At 69.2% G+C, this 16,193-nt stretch carries 11 protein-coding genes; 4 read left to right on the top strand and 7 right to left on the bottom strand.

Features of this window, described 5'->3' with window-relative positions:
• Positions 1–66: 66 nt before the first annotated feature.
• The gene (locus tag IEY07_RS06910; protein ID WP_188894395.1) at positions 67–699 is read right to left on the bottom strand and encodes a Type 1 glutamine amidotransferase-like domain-containing protein; all 633 of its coding nucleotides are present in this window, start codon (positions 697–699) and stop codon (positions 67–69) included.
• Positions 700–857: 158 nt separating this feature from the next.
• Here IEY07_RS06910 and nudC point away from each other — a divergent pair, with 158 nt between their 5' ends.
• The gene (nudC, locus tag IEY07_RS06905; protein ID WP_188894394.1) at positions 858–1,781 is read left to right on the top strand and encodes an NAD(+) diphosphatase; all 924 of its coding nucleotides are present in this window, start codon (positions 858–860) and stop codon (positions 1,779–1,781) included.
• Between the two features lie 17 nt (positions 1,782–1,798).
• On the opposite strand, the gene recD is transcribed toward nudC, so the two are convergent.
• The 6 genes from recD to IEY07_RS06875 all read right to left on the bottom strand — a co-directional run bounded on the left by recD (position 1,799) and on the right by IEY07_RS06875 (position 12,786).
• Positions 1,799–3,724: an exodeoxyribonuclease V subunit alpha gene (recD, locus tag IEY07_RS06900; RefSeq protein ID WP_229669788.1), complete on the bottom strand. Its 1,926-nt coding sequence runs from the start codon at positions 3,722–3,724 to the stop codon at positions 1,799–1,801.
• Entirely contained in the window at positions 3,721–7,170 is a 3,450-nt protein-coding gene (locus IEY07_RS06895; RefSeq protein ID WP_188894393.1) for a UvrD-helicase domain-containing protein, read from the bottom strand. The genes recD and IEY07_RS06895 overlap by 4 nt, the downstream gene beginning before the upstream one ends.
• Positions 7,167–10,673: an exodeoxyribonuclease V subunit gamma gene (gene recC, locus IEY07_RS06890; RefSeq protein ID WP_188894392.1), complete on the bottom strand. Its 3,507-nt coding sequence runs from the start codon at positions 10,671–10,673 to the stop codon at positions 7,167–7,169. Before recC ends, IEY07_RS06895 begins: the two co-directional genes overlap by 4 nt.
• A 61-nt stretch (positions 10,674–10,734) precedes the next feature.
• Positions 10,735–11,412: an HAD hydrolase-like protein gene (locus IEY07_RS06885; RefSeq protein ID WP_188894391.1), complete on the bottom strand. Its 678-nt coding sequence runs from the start codon at positions 11,410–11,412 to the stop codon at positions 10,735–10,737.
• Positions 11,409–11,669 (bottom strand): mycoredoxin, encoded by a 261-nt coding sequence (locus tag IEY07_RS06880; RefSeq protein ID WP_188894390.1) that lies wholly within the window; start codon positions 11,667–11,669, stop codon positions 11,409–11,411. Before IEY07_RS06880 ends, IEY07_RS06885 begins: the two co-directional genes overlap by 4 nt.
• 55 nt (positions 11,670–11,724) lie before the next feature.
• Positions 11,725–12,786 (bottom strand): DmpA family aminopeptidase, encoded by a 1,062-nt coding sequence (locus IEY07_RS06875; RefSeq protein ID WP_229669787.1) that lies wholly within the window; start codon positions 12,784–12,786, stop codon positions 11,725–11,727.
• Positions 12,787–12,860: 74 nt separating this feature from the next.
• On the opposite strand from IEY07_RS06875, the gene IEY07_RS06870 reads away from it, so the two are divergent.
• From IEY07_RS06870 to IEY07_RS06860, 3 genes are all read left to right on the top strand, one after another.
• Positions 12,861–14,960 (top strand): ATP-dependent DNA helicase UvrD2, encoded by a 2,100-nt coding sequence (locus tag IEY07_RS06870; RefSeq protein WP_308422923.1) that lies wholly within the window; start codon positions 12,861–12,863, stop codon positions 14,958–14,960.
• A gap of 213 nt (positions 14,961–15,173) precedes the next feature.
• Entirely contained in the window at positions 15,174–15,545 is a 372-nt protein-coding gene (locus IEY07_RS06865) for a hypothetical protein (protein WP_188894388.1), read from the top strand.
• 224 nt (positions 15,546–15,769) lie between these two features.
• Positions 15,770–16,123 (top strand): WhiB family transcriptional regulator, encoded by a 354-nt coding sequence (locus IEY07_RS06860; protein ID WP_444543316.1) that lies wholly within the window; start codon positions 15,770–15,772, stop codon positions 16,121–16,123.
• Positions 16,124–16,193: the final 70 nt, after the last annotated feature.

Here is a 16,193-nt window from a genome sequence, read left to right as displayed (position 1 = left end):
ACCTCGAACACAGTTGATGGCATACACCATCATCCCACACTGTAAACGAATTAATGACGCGCAACACTAGCTGATCATGGTCCGGTCGCCCTGGATCACGAGCGCCTGTCCGTCCTTGAGCGCCCAATAGGCCTGGCCGGCGGCCCCGTACGCTGCGGCAACCTCGCCGAGCATCGACGACTCAGGGTGTCCCGGCGAATCGAGATGCGGGACGAAGGGTCGGTCGAGGACTCCCAGCCCGTCGAACCGGACGCTGCCGTAAGCCACGATGCAGGGATCCGTCGGGTCACATCGCTCCAGTCCTGCCAGGCTCGGGGCGAGAACGCACGGTCCGGCGCTGTATCCGGCATAGACCAGACGATCCTGTGTGGTGTGCTCGATGAGGATCTGATCCAGGCCAGAACGGGCGAGGGCCATCCGGAGGACGAAGACATTCCCGCCGCGGACCCAGACGAAGTCCGGGTCCCCGAACCGCTCCCGGGCCGTCCCGGGATCAACGGTGCGGAGGTCGAGGTCGTCCGCGTGCAGTCCGATGCGGTCGAGCTGGTCCAGCTGGATCCGGCGGTCGGCGATCCGGCGTGCCTCGTCCTGCCCGTCGATAGCATTCATGATCACCCAGCCACGACGCTCACCGGTGACCAGCGATGAGAAGAGCTCCGGGCGGTCTCCCAGCCCAAATGACGACAGGTACAGGCGCACCCCGGAAGTATCGCGGAAACAGATCGATTCACGACCGTGGCGGCCACCGGCTCGCAGCTGGAGTGCTGAGGATGGGCGACCGGGTGATGCCGAGCCGGGTAGAACCGTATCCACGACGGTTCACCGGACCGAAATCTGTCTGGACTAGCCTTGCGGATGTGACGGAATCGCGCCTGTCGACCACTGCGGACTGGGCTGCTGCCAGCCGACTGATCCGGGTCGAGGAACAACTGACCAGCAACGAGTGGGTGCCCAAGCTCTGGCAGTCCGACGACGCGTTGGTGGTGCCGGTCGACAGCGAACGCCGGATCCCGGTCACGGTCGCCGGTGACCAGGTGCGCTTCGTCAAGCCCGCCGGCGACTACGACAGCCAGCGACACTTCCTTCTCGGACGGCTCGACGGGGCGCCCCGCTTCGTCACGACGATGGACTTCGCGGACGCCGAACTGCTGACCGGCGCCGGCGAGGTCGCCCGGGACGAGGTGGTGCCGGCGTCACTGCGGGACGTCGCGGCGAATCTCTCCGATATCGACCGGGACCTCGCGATCGCGGCCATTGCGATCACCAACTGGCACCGCAACGAGCCCTTCTGCCCGCGCTGCGGCGCGGCCAGCGAGATCTTCAAGGCCGGCTTCATGCGGGTCTGCCCGAACTGCCACAACGAGTACTTCCCCCGCACCGACCCGGCGGTGATCGTCGCGATCATCGATCCCGATGACCGGCTACTGCTCGGTCGCCAGTCGAGCTGGGGCCAGCGGGTCTCGGTGTTCGCCGGTTTCGTGGAGACCGGCGAGTCCGCCGAGCAAGCCGTCCACCGGGAGATGGCCGAGGAGGTCGGGCTCCCGCTGCGCGAGGTGCGCTACTTCGGCAGCCAGCCGTGGCCGTTCCCGCGGTCGCTGATGCTGGGCTTCGTCGCGTACGCCGCCGAAACCGAGGTGGCGACCGGCTACGAGATCAGTTACGCCGACTGGTTCACCCGGGAACGGCTGGACCGCGAGCTCGAGGCCGGAACGATCGACATCCCCGGGCGCAGTTCGATCGCGCACCGGCTGGTCACCGCCTGGCGCACGCACTCCCTCTGAGGATCCGCGGTCCCGAGTCAGAGCCGGGACCGCAGGCCGCTGGCCCGGTTCGCCGGACGCAGTGTCGCCCGGCGTACGGCTTCCTCGGTCCCGAGCACGATCACCCGCTCCTGGGCGCGGGTGACCGCGGTGTAGAGCAGCTCGCGGGTGAGCAACGGCGAATCCGGCGGCGGCACTACGAAGGAGACCGTGCGGAACTGGCTGCCCTGGGCCCGGTGCACGGTCATCGCGTGCACCGACTGCACCGCATCGAGCCGGACCGGTGCGATCAACGTCGGCGAACCGCCGCGCGCGAACGCCGCCCGCAAACCGTTCCCGGTCTGCACCACGACCCCGGTGTCGCCGTTGTAGAGCGAGGTCTCGTAGTCGTTGGCCGTGATCAGCAGCGGCCGCCCCGGATACCACTCGCCGCTACCGGCGTAGCCCGGGATCGCCTCGCCCAGCCAGCGCAGGATCTCCCGGGTCCAGCGGGTCACCCCGTACGGCCCCTGCCGGTGCGCGCACAACAGGCGGTGTTCGTCCAGCCACCGCAGCGCTGTGCCGACATCACCCGCCTCGGCCGCATCCTTGATCGCCTGTGCCGGGCCGACCACCTCGCGACGCAGTGTCGCGAGGGCACCCGGATCGAAGGCGGCGTCCCCGGCGATTGCCGGATCGGCCCCGGGCTCGCTGAAGACCAGCGCCGGATCGCCTGATCGCAGGATGTCGATCACCCGGTCCGGATCCGACGAGCGGATGGCCTGCGCCAGGTCACCGATCGCGCCCCCGAACCGCCAGGTGTGCTGCAGGCGTACGACACCGAGCGCGGTCGCCGATGCCGGCGGATCGGGGAGCACCTCGGCGAGAGCCGAGGCCAGGCCGTCGTCGGGCCGGGAGGTCGCGTTGACGATGTCGGCCAGCACCGCGCCGGCCTCCACCGACGCGAGCTGGTCCGGATCGCCGACCAGCACCAGCCGGGAGTCGGGCCGCAACGCCTCCAGCAGCCGGGCCATCAGCGTCAAGGGCACCATCGACATCTCGTCGACCACCACCACGTCGTACGGCAGCCGGTTGAAACTGTTGTGCTGGAAGCGATTCCGGCCATCCGGGGTCCAACCCAGCAACCGGTGCAGCGTCGATGCCCCAAGATCACCGACCCGTTCCCGGTCCTCGCCCGGCAGTGAACGGCTTGCCTCGCGAACGGCCTCCTCGAGCCGTGCGGCCGCCTTGCCGGTGGGTGCCGCCAAGGCCACGCGCAACGGACGCTGCACACCACCCGCCGCGTGTTGATCATGGAGCAGGGCGATCAGCCGGGCAACGGTCGTGGTCTTCCCGGTGCCGGGGCCGCCGGCCAGCACACTGACCCAGCGCAACACACTCATCGCCGCCGCGCGGCGCTGCAGGTCGGGTTCGCCGGCGGCCAGTCCGGCGCTGGTGAAGATCCGGGCCAATCCCGTCCGTAGCCGATCAAGATCAACGACCGGTGCTGCCGCAGCGGAACGCCGCTGGAGTTGGATGCGTACCGACTCCTCCTGGCGCCAGTAGCGCTCCAGGTAGAGCTGGCCGTCGTTCAGTCTGAGTGGCCGCCCGTCGGGCTCGCCTTCACCGGCGACCAGCGGGCTGTCCCGGCAGTCGTCCAGCCACTGCTGGGGCTCCGGCCAGGCCAGCGACGAAACATCGAGCTGTTGGATGGCGTCGTCGGCTGCCGTGTCGGCGAAGACGGCGTCAGCGACCGTCCGCAGGTCGATGCACACCGACCCGGCCCGCAGGGCACGGACGGCCAGCGCGACCGCCAGCGACACCGATTCGCGATCCTCCCGACCGATCCGGCTGATCGCAAGAGCGGCGTGGACGTCCGCGACCCCGAGAACGCCGGCCCGGTTGAATTCGCCGAGCAGTCCGCCGACGCCGTGCGCGAGCTGCGCGTCGTCGATCCGGAGCTGATCAGTGGTCATGGTGGTCATCGCGGTGCGGCTCCGTCCAACAGCTGTGACAGCTCGATGATCAACTCCGACGGCGGACGCCAGGAGAACACCCCGCAGGGGATGCCATCGATCCGCGGCGTGTCCGGCCCTGCCATGCCTCGGACGAAGAGATAGAGCATCCCGCCGAGATGATCATCGGGGGAGTAGCCGGGCTGGCGCCACCGCAGGTAGCGGTGCAGCGCCACCGAATACAGCAGCGCCTGCAGCGGATAGTGGGCGTGCATCATCGCCTCGCCCAGCCGATCCGGGCTGTACGCCGTGACCCGCAACGGGCGCTGATCAAGATCACCGAGCCAGTTGGTCTTGTAGTCGACCACGACATAGCGCGGACCGGATACGCCGTGGATCCGCAGCACAGCGTCGATACTGCCGTTCAGATAGCCGCGCAACGGCTGATCGGCCAGCAACGGCTGCGCCAGCAGCTCGGGATAGCGGCTCAGTGGATCGCCGCCCGGCAGCGTGCGGGCCAGGAGGTCGCCGACATCGCCCAGCCGGACGTCTCGGTCGCGCGGTGTCGAGCCGCCGGCCAGTGGCAGCTCGAAGGTCAGCTCCGACAGCCGGTCCGCTACCGGGATGTCCGCCAGCCGGAGATCGTCGGCGAGTGGGCCGAGCGGGGTCAGCCAGGCGGGCAGCACCCCATCCGCCAGCGCCTGCGGTGTCATCTCCTGGGCCGGCAGATGGGCCAGCTCGTCGGCTGCGATCTGGCGCAGGGTCGCCGCGAGGTCACCAGACTGCGGATCGACCCGTTCGAAGATCGCATGCACGACGGTGCCGAACGCCGCACCCATCGGCAGCCCGTCCATCGGCGAGACCGGGCCGTCCACCGGCGGCCGGGCGGTCGCGTCCGCCAGCGTCTCGGCAGCCGGCGTCTCGTCGTCCTCCTTGGCCGGTTCGGGCTCACTGGTGACGCCGGCAGCACTCACCTCGGTTCCGTGCGCGGCCGCGGTCAGCGAGGTGTACGACGTACGCCGCCAGGCCAGGTCCAACTCCCGGTCGAATGTCCTGAGCCGCAGGGCTCCCTCGGCCCGAGACGGCGCCCGCCAGCTGGTGACGGGCCGATCGCCGATCGGCTCGATCGAGAAGCCGGGTCCGAGGGCCAGAGAACCGGGATCGGTGTTGACCGGGTAGCGGTCGGCCAGCTCGCCGGCGCCGTCGCGGGACCGGAAGAGCAGGCGCTGCAGCGCCGATCCCGGTGTGTTCCTGCTGTCCATCCACCACGCGACGACCTGCACCTGTGCCCGGGTCAGCGCCACGTAGGCCAGCCGCAGGTCGTCGCCCCCGGACTCCAATCGGTCCTGGGCGGCGCGGTCCTTCCGACCGGCGCCCGTCAGCCCGCCGACATCGAGGACAAGATCGTCCGCGGACGGGGTCCTCGTGATGCCGTCGGTTCGCGATTGATGTATCCGGAGCAGTTGGCCGTCGTCGTCGGGGCACCACCGGTCCCAGATCTCGGGCAGGTAGACGATCGGGAATTCCAGTCCCTTGCTGCCGTGCACGGTCAGGATCTGCACAGCCTGATCGTCGGTCTCCAACCGTCGGCTGCGCTCCTCGGTCGACTGAGTCCGTGCTTCGTCGATGCGCTGACGCAGCCATGCGATCAGCGCACCGACGCCGAGTTGGCCGGCGGTCGCAGTGGCGTGCAGGCTCTGTCCGATGTGGCGGAGATCGGTCAGCCGCCGCTCCCCGCCGAGGTCGGAGAGAATCCGCCGGCTCAGGTCCTCGTCACTGGTGATCGTCTCGACGAGTGCGGCCACACCGCGATGGGCCAGCACCCGGCTCCAGCGCCGGATCGTCGCCGACAGGCCGGTGAGCGCGGCCTCGTCGGCGGTTGCCAGCCGAGGCATCGTCCAGCCGACGAAGGGTGTCAGCGAGACGGCGCGGATCTGCTGCTGGCGCGGCTGTTCCAATGCCGTCAGCAGGGTCAGCCAATGGTCGGCCGATTCGGAGGCGAAGACGCTCCCGGCGCCCAGCACCACGGCCGGGATGCCGCTCCTGATCAACGCGCCGGCGATCTCCTCGGCGCGCTTGTTGCGGCGGACCAGGACGGCGATGTCGCCCGGCCGGACGCGACCGTCGCCGTTCACCCGGAGCTGCGGGCCCGCGGCGAGCAGATTGCTGATGTCGGCGACCAGATCGTCGGTGATCCGTGGTCGCAGGACATCGACCGACTCCGCCGACTCGGCCGCCGGATCGTACGGCTGGTAACGGATCCGGACCGGCTCGAGCATGCCGGGTGGCGCCAGGGCGTCCCCGGCGATCAGGCGGCGTTCGGTGTGGCTGGCCGCCACCGGTCGTACCGCGATCCGTGGATCGCCCAGCGTGACGCCGGACATCAGGGTGCCGAGTGCGTCGACCAGGCCTCCGTCGCTGCGCCAGTTCGTGGCCAGGGTGCCGACCGAACCGGCCTCGCCGACCGCATCCAGATAGGAGTAGACGTCCGCACCGCGAAACGCGTAGATCGCCTGTTTCGGATCCCCGATCAGGATCACCGTCGAGTGGCCGACGAAGGCCGTTCTGATGATGTCCCACTGCACCGGATCGGTGTCCTGGAATTCGTCGATCAGGACGATCCGGTAGCGATCGCGCAGCCGCTGCACGGCCGCCGGACCGGTGACCGGATCCTTCAGGGTGGCCCGCAGGCGCAGCAGCATGTCTTCGTAGCTGTAGAGCCGGCGGCGGCGCTTGCGGATCGTGAACTGTTCGCGGACGTCGGTGGCGAACCGGTAGCGTTCGGCCGGTTCGGACAGCGTCGTGTCGTCGGTCGGCACCGGCACCAGCGGAACGTGTTCGGAGCCGATCACCTCGGTGGCGATGCTGACGGCGGTGACCTCGCCGAACTTGTCGGAGCTGAACGGGAACGGCGGCTCGAACGGTGCCGCCGCGTACCGGCGCAGGTAGACGTCGGCGGCGACCTCATGCACCAAATCGGTCAGCGACTCGGTGAACACGGCGTCCGGTTCATGATCACCGAGCACGCCGAGCTCGTCCAGCATCCGCTGGCAGTACTCGTGGGTGGTGGCGATCATGACCGAGTCGAAATCGGCCAGTGCCGCCCGGATGCGCTGGTGTCGCACTCGTAGCTCATCCTGATCACCGGTGCAGAGCAGGGCCAGCACCTCGTCGGCCGGAGCAGTTCCCTGGTCGTCTTCATGATCACGATCCAGGGCGTGCGACAACGCCGACTCGACGGCCGCCAGTCGCTCCCGGATCCGCAACCGCAGCTCGTTGGTCGCCATCCGCCCGAAGGTGATCATCATCAGCTCCGACAGCGGCTCGCCTGCGGCGATGTACCGGGCGGCGAGTGCGGCGATCGCGTAGGTCTTGCCGGTGCCGGCACTTGCCTCCAGGACGGTGGTGCCGGTCGGCAGCGGCCCGCAGATGTCGAACGGCGTGGCTTCGACGGCGCTGGGCGGGGCGATCGTCATCGGTCGATCGCCTCCGACATCAGCAGCGGGATCCAACAGCGCACGGCAAAGGTCCCGAAGCGGCTCGGCTCAGCGAGGGTGCCGCGCTGTTCCGCCGGCGACGCGGTGGTGGCCAGGAACTTGTCGATGATCAACTTGTCCTTCTTGTCCGGGCCGTAGTCGGATCCCGTGCCGGACACGGCGGCGCCGAAGACGGCCCGGAAGCAGTCGTCGGACTCGAATTCGAAGGTCCTGCGGATCCGCGAGGTGATGACGTCGATGGAGCGGCCGTCGCGCCGTCGCTGGGCGTAGTCGGCGGCCGTCCGCGGTGGCAGCGGCAGCGGCTCGTCCTGCCCGAGTCGGTAGAGGTCGACGAGGTCGGCAAGTGCCTTGGTCGCGAATTCCCTCGGCACCGGTCCGAGGGTGCTGGTGCCACCCTCGAAGCCCCGCTGCGCGACGGTCACGGCCTGCCAGGGCTTCGGGTCGGTGACGGTCATGGCCAGCAGTCGGATCCAGGCCTCCAGGCGATGGGTGGCGTTGAGCTTGGAGTACTGCACGGTTACGACCCGGCTACCGTAGACACCGGGAACCGTGCCGGCGACCGTGTAGTGCTCATCACCGGCCGGCCCCGGCAGCTCGACTTCGGCGAGGACGTCGACGTTGGTCGGCCCGCCGTCGATCAGCGGCGCCGCGCGCTCGGCGATCTCCTCGACCGTGCGCGCGATCGGGTCGAGGACCCGGCTGCCCAACTGGCGCGGCGGTACGTCTCCACGGCGCCATTCGGCGTCGACGAGCCGGCCACGTGCGATCCCGGCCAGCCGGCGGCGAAGCATCCGTTCGCCGATCTTCCAGGCGGCCAGCCCGTCCACGATGATCGGGATGTCCTCCTCGTCGACATCAGGTGTCCAGAAAGGTGAGAATCCGATCCTGGTCCGCAGATAGGCGCGGACCGGATGTTTGAAGAAGTTGATCAGGTCCGACAACTGGATCACCGGATCGAGCTCGTACGGCGGCAGCGGCTCGGCGGAGAAGACCGGCTTCGGATCGGCCCGCACACCGAGCATCGCCCGAGCGCCGGCCAGGCCGTCGGGATCGAAGCTGAAGGGCTGGTCGGTCGCGGCCGGTGCCCGCAGGCCGCCGTCGAAGTTGATCGTGTCGAACGGCTGCAGCGGATGCCGTTGCAGGATCTGATCTCGGACCCGGCCACCCTCGGCGCCCTGTGCCGTCAGATCAAGGACGTCCAGAAGTTCACCGAGCGGAACCGCGGGCGGCTTGATCGCATTCGTGCGCGGATCGGCGCCGGAGTAGATGATCACCAGCCGTTCGGTTGCCGACATGATCGCATCCAGCAGCAGTTGCCGGTCCTCGCTCCGCCGGTCCCGGTCGCCGATCCACGGATCTGCCGACAGCAGGTCGTCTCCGTCCAGTCGGCCGGATCGGGGGAACACTCCGTCGTCCAGCCCGAGCAGGCAGATCACCCGATGGGGCACCGAGCGCATCGGCATCAAGGTGGCAACGGTCAGCGTTCCGGTTCTGAAGTTGGCGCGGCTCGGCCGTCCCGTGAAGAGCCCGCCGAGCAGCGCGCGGACCTCCCTGCGGGTGAGGTGCATGTCGGCGCGGTCGCCGGCCGACTCGGCGATCCGGGCGAGTTCGCCGTAGGCCTGTCCGAGCTGCCAGTTGTCCGTCGGCCGGACATCGGTCAGCAGCTCCAGCGCCTGGCGGCAGACAGCGATCCAGGTCCGCAGCGGCTGCCGTCGATCGAGTGCACCGATGACCGTCGTCAGCCGCTGGATCAGCTCGCTGAGCCGCCCGACCAGGTCGGCATCCTGGGCGTCGATGTCGTCCATCGGCAGCGTGGTGCCGACGAAATGCTGACCGTCCTCGTCCATGGCGATGCCGAGCAGCATCCGGTCCAGGCCGGAGGCCCAGGTGTTCTGACCGAAGTCGCCCATCGTGAACTGCTGTCGGTGCCGGGCGTCCAGGCCCCAGCGGATTCCGGAGCCCTTGACGAGCTCGCGCAGCCGGAGGATGTCGTCGTCGTTGAAGCCGAAGCGACGGGCGACCGGCTCGCCGGCGCACAGGTCGACGACCGCGGACGCCTCCATCCGGGACTCCGCGAGGTCGAACAACCGGCCGAGCACCTGCAGCAGCGGATTCAACTGTCGCAGTGATCGGTCGGCGAGCCGGACCCGCAGGCGGTGTCCCGGGTGCCCGGCGCCCGGATCCTCCTCGTCGACCTGCGCACCGAAGGCTGCCGAGATGAGTGGCGCGAAGGTCTCGATGTCCGGGCACATCACGACGATGTCGCGGGGCTCGAGTGTCGGGTCGCTTTCCAGCAGTCCGAGCAGGACCTCGCGCAGCACCTCGACCTGACGGTCCGGGCCGTGTGCCGCGTGGACGGCGATGCTGTCGTCCCCGGGCTCGATCGGCATGGGATCGAGCTGCTCGAGTGACCGGTCGGCAGCAAGATCACGTTGCAGCCGGGACAGGAGGTGATCACGACCGGGATCGCGCGGATGATCATGGCCGGGATCCAGGAGTTGATCATGGATCTCGGCGGGCAGGCCGGCCAGCGCGAGCTGCAGCTCACGACTGTCCCGGCCGAGATAGGCCAGCAGCCGATGGCGTACGAGACCGGCGCTGTCGTCGGCGCTGCGGCTGCCGGTCGGCGCCGGCAGCAGTTCCCCGGCAGGCAACGACCTGTCGATCACCCCGGACCCGGTGAGTGACCGGCTGACCGAGGACCACAACGCGGGGGAGGCGTGTGGCAGCCACAGGTGCACGTCGCGATGCCGGGCAAGCGCCGAGAGCACGGCCAGGGTCGCGTACGGGAGCCGGGTCGGTCCGAAGATCGACAACCGGTCGGGCAGTCCGGCGCGGTCCGGTCGGTCGATCAGCTCCTGACAGGCCGTACGCAACCGCTCGGCAGGCCCCGGTACGTCGATCTCGGCGCGCAGCCGGCGCCACAGCTCGGCCTGCCACGCGACATCGTCCGGCAGCGGCCCGCCGGCGCCGTCCAGATCCCGGCCGGCGAGCCAGTGCTGCAGCATCTGCGGCCGGTTGGCGGCGTAGCTGTCGAACAGGCCGGCCAGGTGGCTCGCGGTTCCGAACCGGCGCCCGGCGGCCTGCTGGTCGTCGGACCGCTCCAGATAGCGCCAGAGCGGTCCGGCCCAGCCCTCGTCCCGGGCGCCGTCAACCACCGTGAGCAGCGGCCAGACCGCCTGCCGGGGATGCCAGGGATCGGAGCGCGGGTCGATACCGGTGACGCCGGCCAAAGCTGTGCCGACGAGCCGGTCCGGAGACGGAAAGTCGATTCCGGCGCAGACGCCGTCGCCGGAGTCGGGCTCGCCGGGGTCGGCGCCGAGTTGATGGGAGAGCGTCTGGGCCAGCCAGCGCTCGACACCACGGGTGGGCACCGCCACGATCTCGGTCGCGAACGGGTCCCCAAGGCCCTCGCGCAGCAGCGATCCCAGACCGGTGGCCAGCCGGTCGGCCCGTTCGGCCCGATGCACCCACAAACCCATTTGCCGCCACTCTAGGGGGCCGGTCCGACAGTGCTCGGCGCGCTCCCGTCGCCGCGGGAGTTCAGGCCGTGGCCGACTGCAGGAGCCGGGTCGCCGCTTCGGCGAGTTGGTCGGGACGGTCGATGATCACATCCGGCTCCGAGGCCTCCAGCTCGGCCCGGCTTCCGTAGCCCCAGCTCACCGCAATGGTCCGCAGCCCGTTGCTGTGGCCGCCCGAGATGTCGGAGTGCCGGTCGCCGATCATGATCATGTTCTCCGCTGCCGGGCTGCCCAGGGCGACCCGGGTCTCGGCGATGATCGCGGCCTTGTCGAAGACCCCGTTGCGGGCGCCACCGACTACTTCGAAATGATCACGAAGTCCGTGCCGGGCCAGGAATTCGGTCGCGGTGTCGATCAGTTTCATGGTGGCGGTCGCCAGCCGGTAGCCGGCGCACAGACCACCCAGCGCCTCGGGGACTCCGGCGAATGCCTCGGCGCGGTCCATCCCGACCTGCCGGTAGTGGGCGCGGTAGGCGATCACCGCATCGTTGATCAACGACTCCGGTACGCCGACCCCGGCCAGCATCACAGCCGGCGGTGGGCCGAGATCGGCGCGCAACTGACCCTCGGCAGCGGGCTCCAGTCCCACCGCGGCCATGGCGGCCTGCAGGCTGCGTACCATCCCGGGCGCCGAATCGACGACCGTACCGTCGACGTCGAAGAGCAGTACCGGCCGTGCATCGACCGGACCGGCGCTCACAGGCTGGCGAGCTTGGCGGTGACCTCGCGCACCGACGGGTTCGTCAGCGACGAGCCGTCGGAGAAGATCAGAGTGGGTACGGTCTGGTTGCCGCCGTTGAGGCTCGCGACCAGGTCGGCGGCGTCGGGCTGCTTCTCGATGTCGACCTCGTCGAAGGCGATCTGCTCGCGCTTCAGCTGCGACTTGAGCCGGAAGCAGTAGCCGCACCAGGTGGTCGAGTAGAGAGTGAACTGTGCGCTGGATGTCGGACTGGACATGGGATCCCTTCGTGGTGCTGCAAGGTGCTTTCGGTGGCAGCTGCTGGTGACAACGCTACGGGGCGCGGTGCATTCCCGGGCCGGAACGGCGGGCGAGGATCTTCCGCACGGCGTCGAGCGGGATCGCCGGGCGGCGGGTGGCCTGGAAGCCGGTGACGGTGGTCGCCGCGAACAGCGAGTTGTAGACCGCCTCTTCGGTTGCATCCAACGTGGCTTCGAACAACGGTGACAAAGCTGATCCTCCGACCGCGACCTCGGCCGGCGCGGCCGTGTCCGCCGTGCTGAAGGCGACCGCGATATCTCCGCTGCCGTGGCTGTAGCTGGATCCGGTCCGCGCGAGCGCGAAGACCGCACGGGCGGCGATCCGTTCCAGGGAACGGGCCGCGATCGATGCGTCGGTGCCGATGATGATCATGCAGGAGCCGTCGGCCGAATCGGCGCCCGGGGTGTCGGGAGTCAGTTCGGGAGCGATCGGGACACCGTCGATCCGGAGCACGCCGCCGTAGTTGGTCTGCACCAGGACGCCGACGACCCGATCGCCGACGAGCCGCGATGAGGTTCCGATTCCGCCTTTCCAGCCGAAGGCGGAGGTCCCGGTCCCGGCGCCGACCGCACCTTCCTCGACCGGTCCGGAGATGGCCGCCTCGATGGCAGCGACGACGTCGGCCTCGGTCACGTGCCGGCCGCGGATGTCGTTCAGACCGCTGTCGTTGGTCTCGCCGACCAGCGCGTTGATCGAGGAGACCTGCTCGTTGCCCGGCTGTGCCAGGGTCCAGGTGATGACGCCGCCGATGCCCGCTGCGACGCTGAGGGTGTTGGTCAGCACGATCGGTGTCTCGATGGTGCCGAGTTCGCCGACCTGGATCGAGCCGGCGGTCTTGCCGAATCCGTTGCCGACGTGGACCGCGCCGGCGACCTTGTGCTGATACAGGTTGCCGCCATGCGGGAGTACGGCCGTCACTCCGGTGCGTACGTCGTCGCCCTCGATCAGGGTGCGCTGGCCGACCAGGACGCCCGGTATGTCGGTGATCGCGTTCAGTCGCCCGGTCGGCAGTCGCCCGGGCTGGATCCCGAGGTCGCGGGCCCGGGCGCGCCCTGGAGGAGTTGGTGACGTCACGCAATCATCTTCCTCGCGGCCCTGTGGACCGGCGACGGCGGATGTCACCGGCGCGGATTAGGGTTCGGATCGTGATGGGGCCTGATGAACTGCTGGACCGGTTGGATCCGGAGCAGCGTGAGGTCGCCACCAGCCTCGGCGGCCCGGTCGCGGTGATCGCCGGCGCGGGCACCGGCAAGACCCGGGCGATCACGCACCGGATCGCATACGCGGTCACGACGGGGGTCTACGCGCCGACCAATGTGCTGGCGGTCACCTTCACGACCCGCGCGGCGGGGGAGATGCGCGGTCGGCTGCAGCAATTGAGCGTGCACGGGGTCCAGGCCAGGACCTTCCACTCGGCGGCGCTGCGGCAGGCACAGTATTTCTGGCCGCGGGCGTACGGCTCCGACCTGCCGCCGATCGTCGACAACCGCTACGGGCTGGTCGCCGAAGCCGCGTCGCGGTTGCGGGTCCCGGCCGAGTCGGGCGGCCTGCGGGACCTGATCACCGAGATCAGCTGGGCCAAGGTGAGCAACGTGACCCCGGAGGAGTACCCGCGCATCGCGTCCGCCGGGAACCGCATGCTGGCGTCGTGCGATCCGGAGACCGTCGCCCGGGTGTTCGGGGCGTACGAACAGGTCAAACGGGACCGGGTGCGGATCGACTTCGACGACATCCTGCTCTGCACCGCGGCGATGATCTCCGAGCACCCCCAGGTGGCCGCCGAGATCCGTCGCACCTACCGGCATCTCGTCGTCGACGAGTACCAGGACGTCAGCCCGCTGCAACAGGCGGTGCTCGACCTGTGGCGCGGCGACTCCCAGGACCTGTGCGTGGTCGGCGATCCGGCCCAGACGATCCATTCCTTCGCCGGCGCCCAGGCATCCTTCCTCACGGGTTTCGCACGCCGGCACCCGCAGACGACCGTGGTCCGGCTGGTCCGGGACTATCGATCCACTCCCCAGGTCGTGCGGGCTGCCAACCGCGTCCTGCAGGGCGCGCGGCCGGCACAGCGCACGGGTCTCAACCCGGTCCTGTTGGAGGCCCAACGCGATCACGGACCGGAGCCGGTCGTCCGGGATGCGGCCGACGAGTTGTCCGAGGCGAGTGCGGTCGCGGACTGGCTGGCCGGGCTGCACGCCTCCGGGGTGGCCTATCGCGAGATGGCGGTGCTGTTCCGGGTCAACGCCCAATCGCCGATCCTGGAGCAGGCGCTGGCCGACCGGGACATCCCGTATCTGGTCCGCGGCGGCGAGCGGTTCTACGAGCGGCCGGAGGTACGGCAGGCGCTGCTGGCGCTGCGCACCCAGGCGCGTACCGCTGAAACCAACCAGGACGCGGGCGGCGCCGGCGAAGCACAGCCGGCTGTCGCCGAGGTCAAGGCGCTGTTGGCCGGCCTGGGCTGGACCGAACAGCCGCCGAACGGTACCGGTACGGTCCGGGAGCGCTGGGAATCGCTGGCAGCACTGGTAGCCGCGGCGGAGGACCTGGCGACGACCCGGCCGGGCTGCACCCTGACCGATGTCGTCGTCGAACTGCAGCGCCGTGCCGATGCCCAGCACGTGCCGGTGGCCAACGGCGTGACGATCTCGACCCTGCACTCGGCCAAGGGACTGGAGTGGGACGCCGTGGCGCTCGTCGGCCTCAGTGAGGGCTCGCTGCCGTTCGTGCTGGCCACGACGCCGGACCAGATCGAGGAGGAGCGGCGGCTGTTCTACGTCGGCATCACCCGGGCGCGGGTGCATCTGCGGATCTCCTGGTCGCGCAGTCGCAACGGGTCGACCCAACGGTCGCCGTCGCGATTCCTGGATGGGCTGCGACCGGGTGGAGACAGCGGTCCGGCACAGTCGAGGTCAGTTGTACGGCGCAATCGGCCGACCGCGCTCGCGGCGACCTGCCGGTCCTGTGGCAGGCACCTGACAGACGCCGCCGAACGCAAGCTCGGCCGCCACGAGGACTGCCCCGCCAGCTACGACGAGCCGACCCTGGAGCGGCTGCGGGACTGGCGCAAGCTCCAGGCGAGCCAGGAACGGATGCCGGCCTACGTCATCTTCACCGACGCAACCCTGGTCGCGATCGCCGAGGCCAGACCCCGCAGTGCGCGGGAATTGATCAAGGTGCCCGGTGTCGGCAAGACCAAGATCAGCAAGTACGGCGCCGACCTGCTCGAGGTCATCAACGACAGTGCGTGAGACCTGGTTGAGGACCGGCCGGATGACGACAAAATCTGTGCCGATCCGGGCTGCCGGTAACGAACCGACAAACTTGCCGATGAAATCCGGATAAATCGGTTGATCTGAAGACCGGTCGCACCATAGTGTTTCCATGCGGCTCTTTCGGGGCCGCCAACCAAACCCAACGCAGGAGCAACGGATGATGCTGAGCGCACGAGAGGAGGCAGTGACATGGCGACGTTGATGCTCGACGAGACGAGAGTCGATTGCACGCGGTCCACCCGGGCCGATCTCGTATCGCGACCGCGACCGGCCGTGGCGCTGTCGGATGCTCGTGGTTCGGTGATCGTCCTTCGACAGGCTCAGGACACCGTCCTCGGGCGCGGCCAGATCTTCGACCGGATTCCAGGGGAGAACTATGCCCTGGCCGATCTGTGTGGCCCGTCCAACGGTCATTCGCAGCCAGAGGTCCGTCTGGATGCAGTGATCAACCAGTCCAAGTCCATCAAGTCCATCGACGAGGGTCTCTCGGCCGCCAAGCACGACGGCATGGGTGCCTTTGTCACCAGTCTGGGTTCCAGACCTCCGAGTCCACCGGCGTAAAAACCGAGGCAGCTCAAAAGGCCGTGAACCCCAGACATTCCGGGATTCACGGCCTTCGTGTTTCCCGGCCACCGAGAGTGGATCCGCTCGGCGCGACCCAGCGCCCCAGCAGACCACTCGAGAACAAGAAGTTGGCCGACATGTTTGACGCAGGAAGTAACCAGTCCCTGGCAACCCAACTGCTCGCACCTGTCGTTGGGGGAGCCCCTGTCGCCAGTGGGCGCGTGGGTGCCGTCAACCTCGATGAGCTGCCGTGCCGGCTCGTCGACGATCCGGAGGTGTTCTTCGCCGAGCAGCCCGCCGATGTCGAGTACGCCAAGGCCCTGTGCCGGGAGTGCCCGGTTCAGGACAGCTGCCTCGCGGAGGCCCTCGAGCGGCATGAGCCCTGGGGTGTCTGGGGTGGACAGCTGCTGGTCCAAGGCGAGGTTGTGGCCCGCAAGCGGCCGCGGGGCCGGCCCCGGAAGCACCCGCTTCCGGAGCAGGAAGCGCCCGCGGCGCAGCTCCTGGCCGCGAAGCACCTGGCGGAGTTGCAGGCGCAGCGGACGCTGTCCAAGAGCGGGAGTGAACGAGCGGCATGATCGATGAGTCGGATGGTTCGCCCGTTTGGAAACGACCCGTGGTCTCGGTCGGTCACCTCGGACGGATGTT

Origin of the sequence: Microlunatus endophyticus, from assembly GCF_014646195.1 — a bacterium.
Classification (GTDB): domain Bacteria; phylum Actinomycetota; class Actinomycetes; order Propionibacteriales; family Propionibacteriaceae; genus Microlunatus; species Microlunatus endophyticus.
The sequence above is the reverse complement of the archived record's forward strand: the minus strand, read 5'-3'. Positions and strand labels throughout refer to the sequence as shown.

Bases quoted from the DNA above. Each gene is read 5' to 3' on its own strand.
- IEY07_RS06880 (WP_188894390.1), bottom strand. From the start codon at position 11,669: ATGTCCAGTCCGACATCCAGCGCACAGTTCACTCTCTACTCGACCACC.
- IEY07_RS06865 (WP_188894388.1), top strand. From the start codon at position 15,174: ATGGCGACGTTGATGCTCGACGAGACGAGAGTCGATTGCACGCGGTCC.
- IEY07_RS06870 (WP_308422923.1), top strand. From the start codon at position 12,861: ATGGGGCCTGATGAACTGCTGGACCGGTTGGATCCGGAGCAGCGTGAG.
- IEY07_RS06895 (WP_188894393.1), bottom strand. From the start codon at position 7,170: ATGACGATCGCCCCGCCCAGCGCCGTCGAAGCCACGCCGTTCGACATC.
- recD (WP_229669788.1), bottom strand. From the start codon at position 3,724: ATGACCACCATGACCACTGATCAGCTCCGGATCGACGACGCGCAGCTC.
- recC (WP_188894392.1), bottom strand. From the start codon at position 10,673: ATGGGTTTGTGGGTGCATCGGGCCGAACGGGCCGACCGGCTGGCCACC.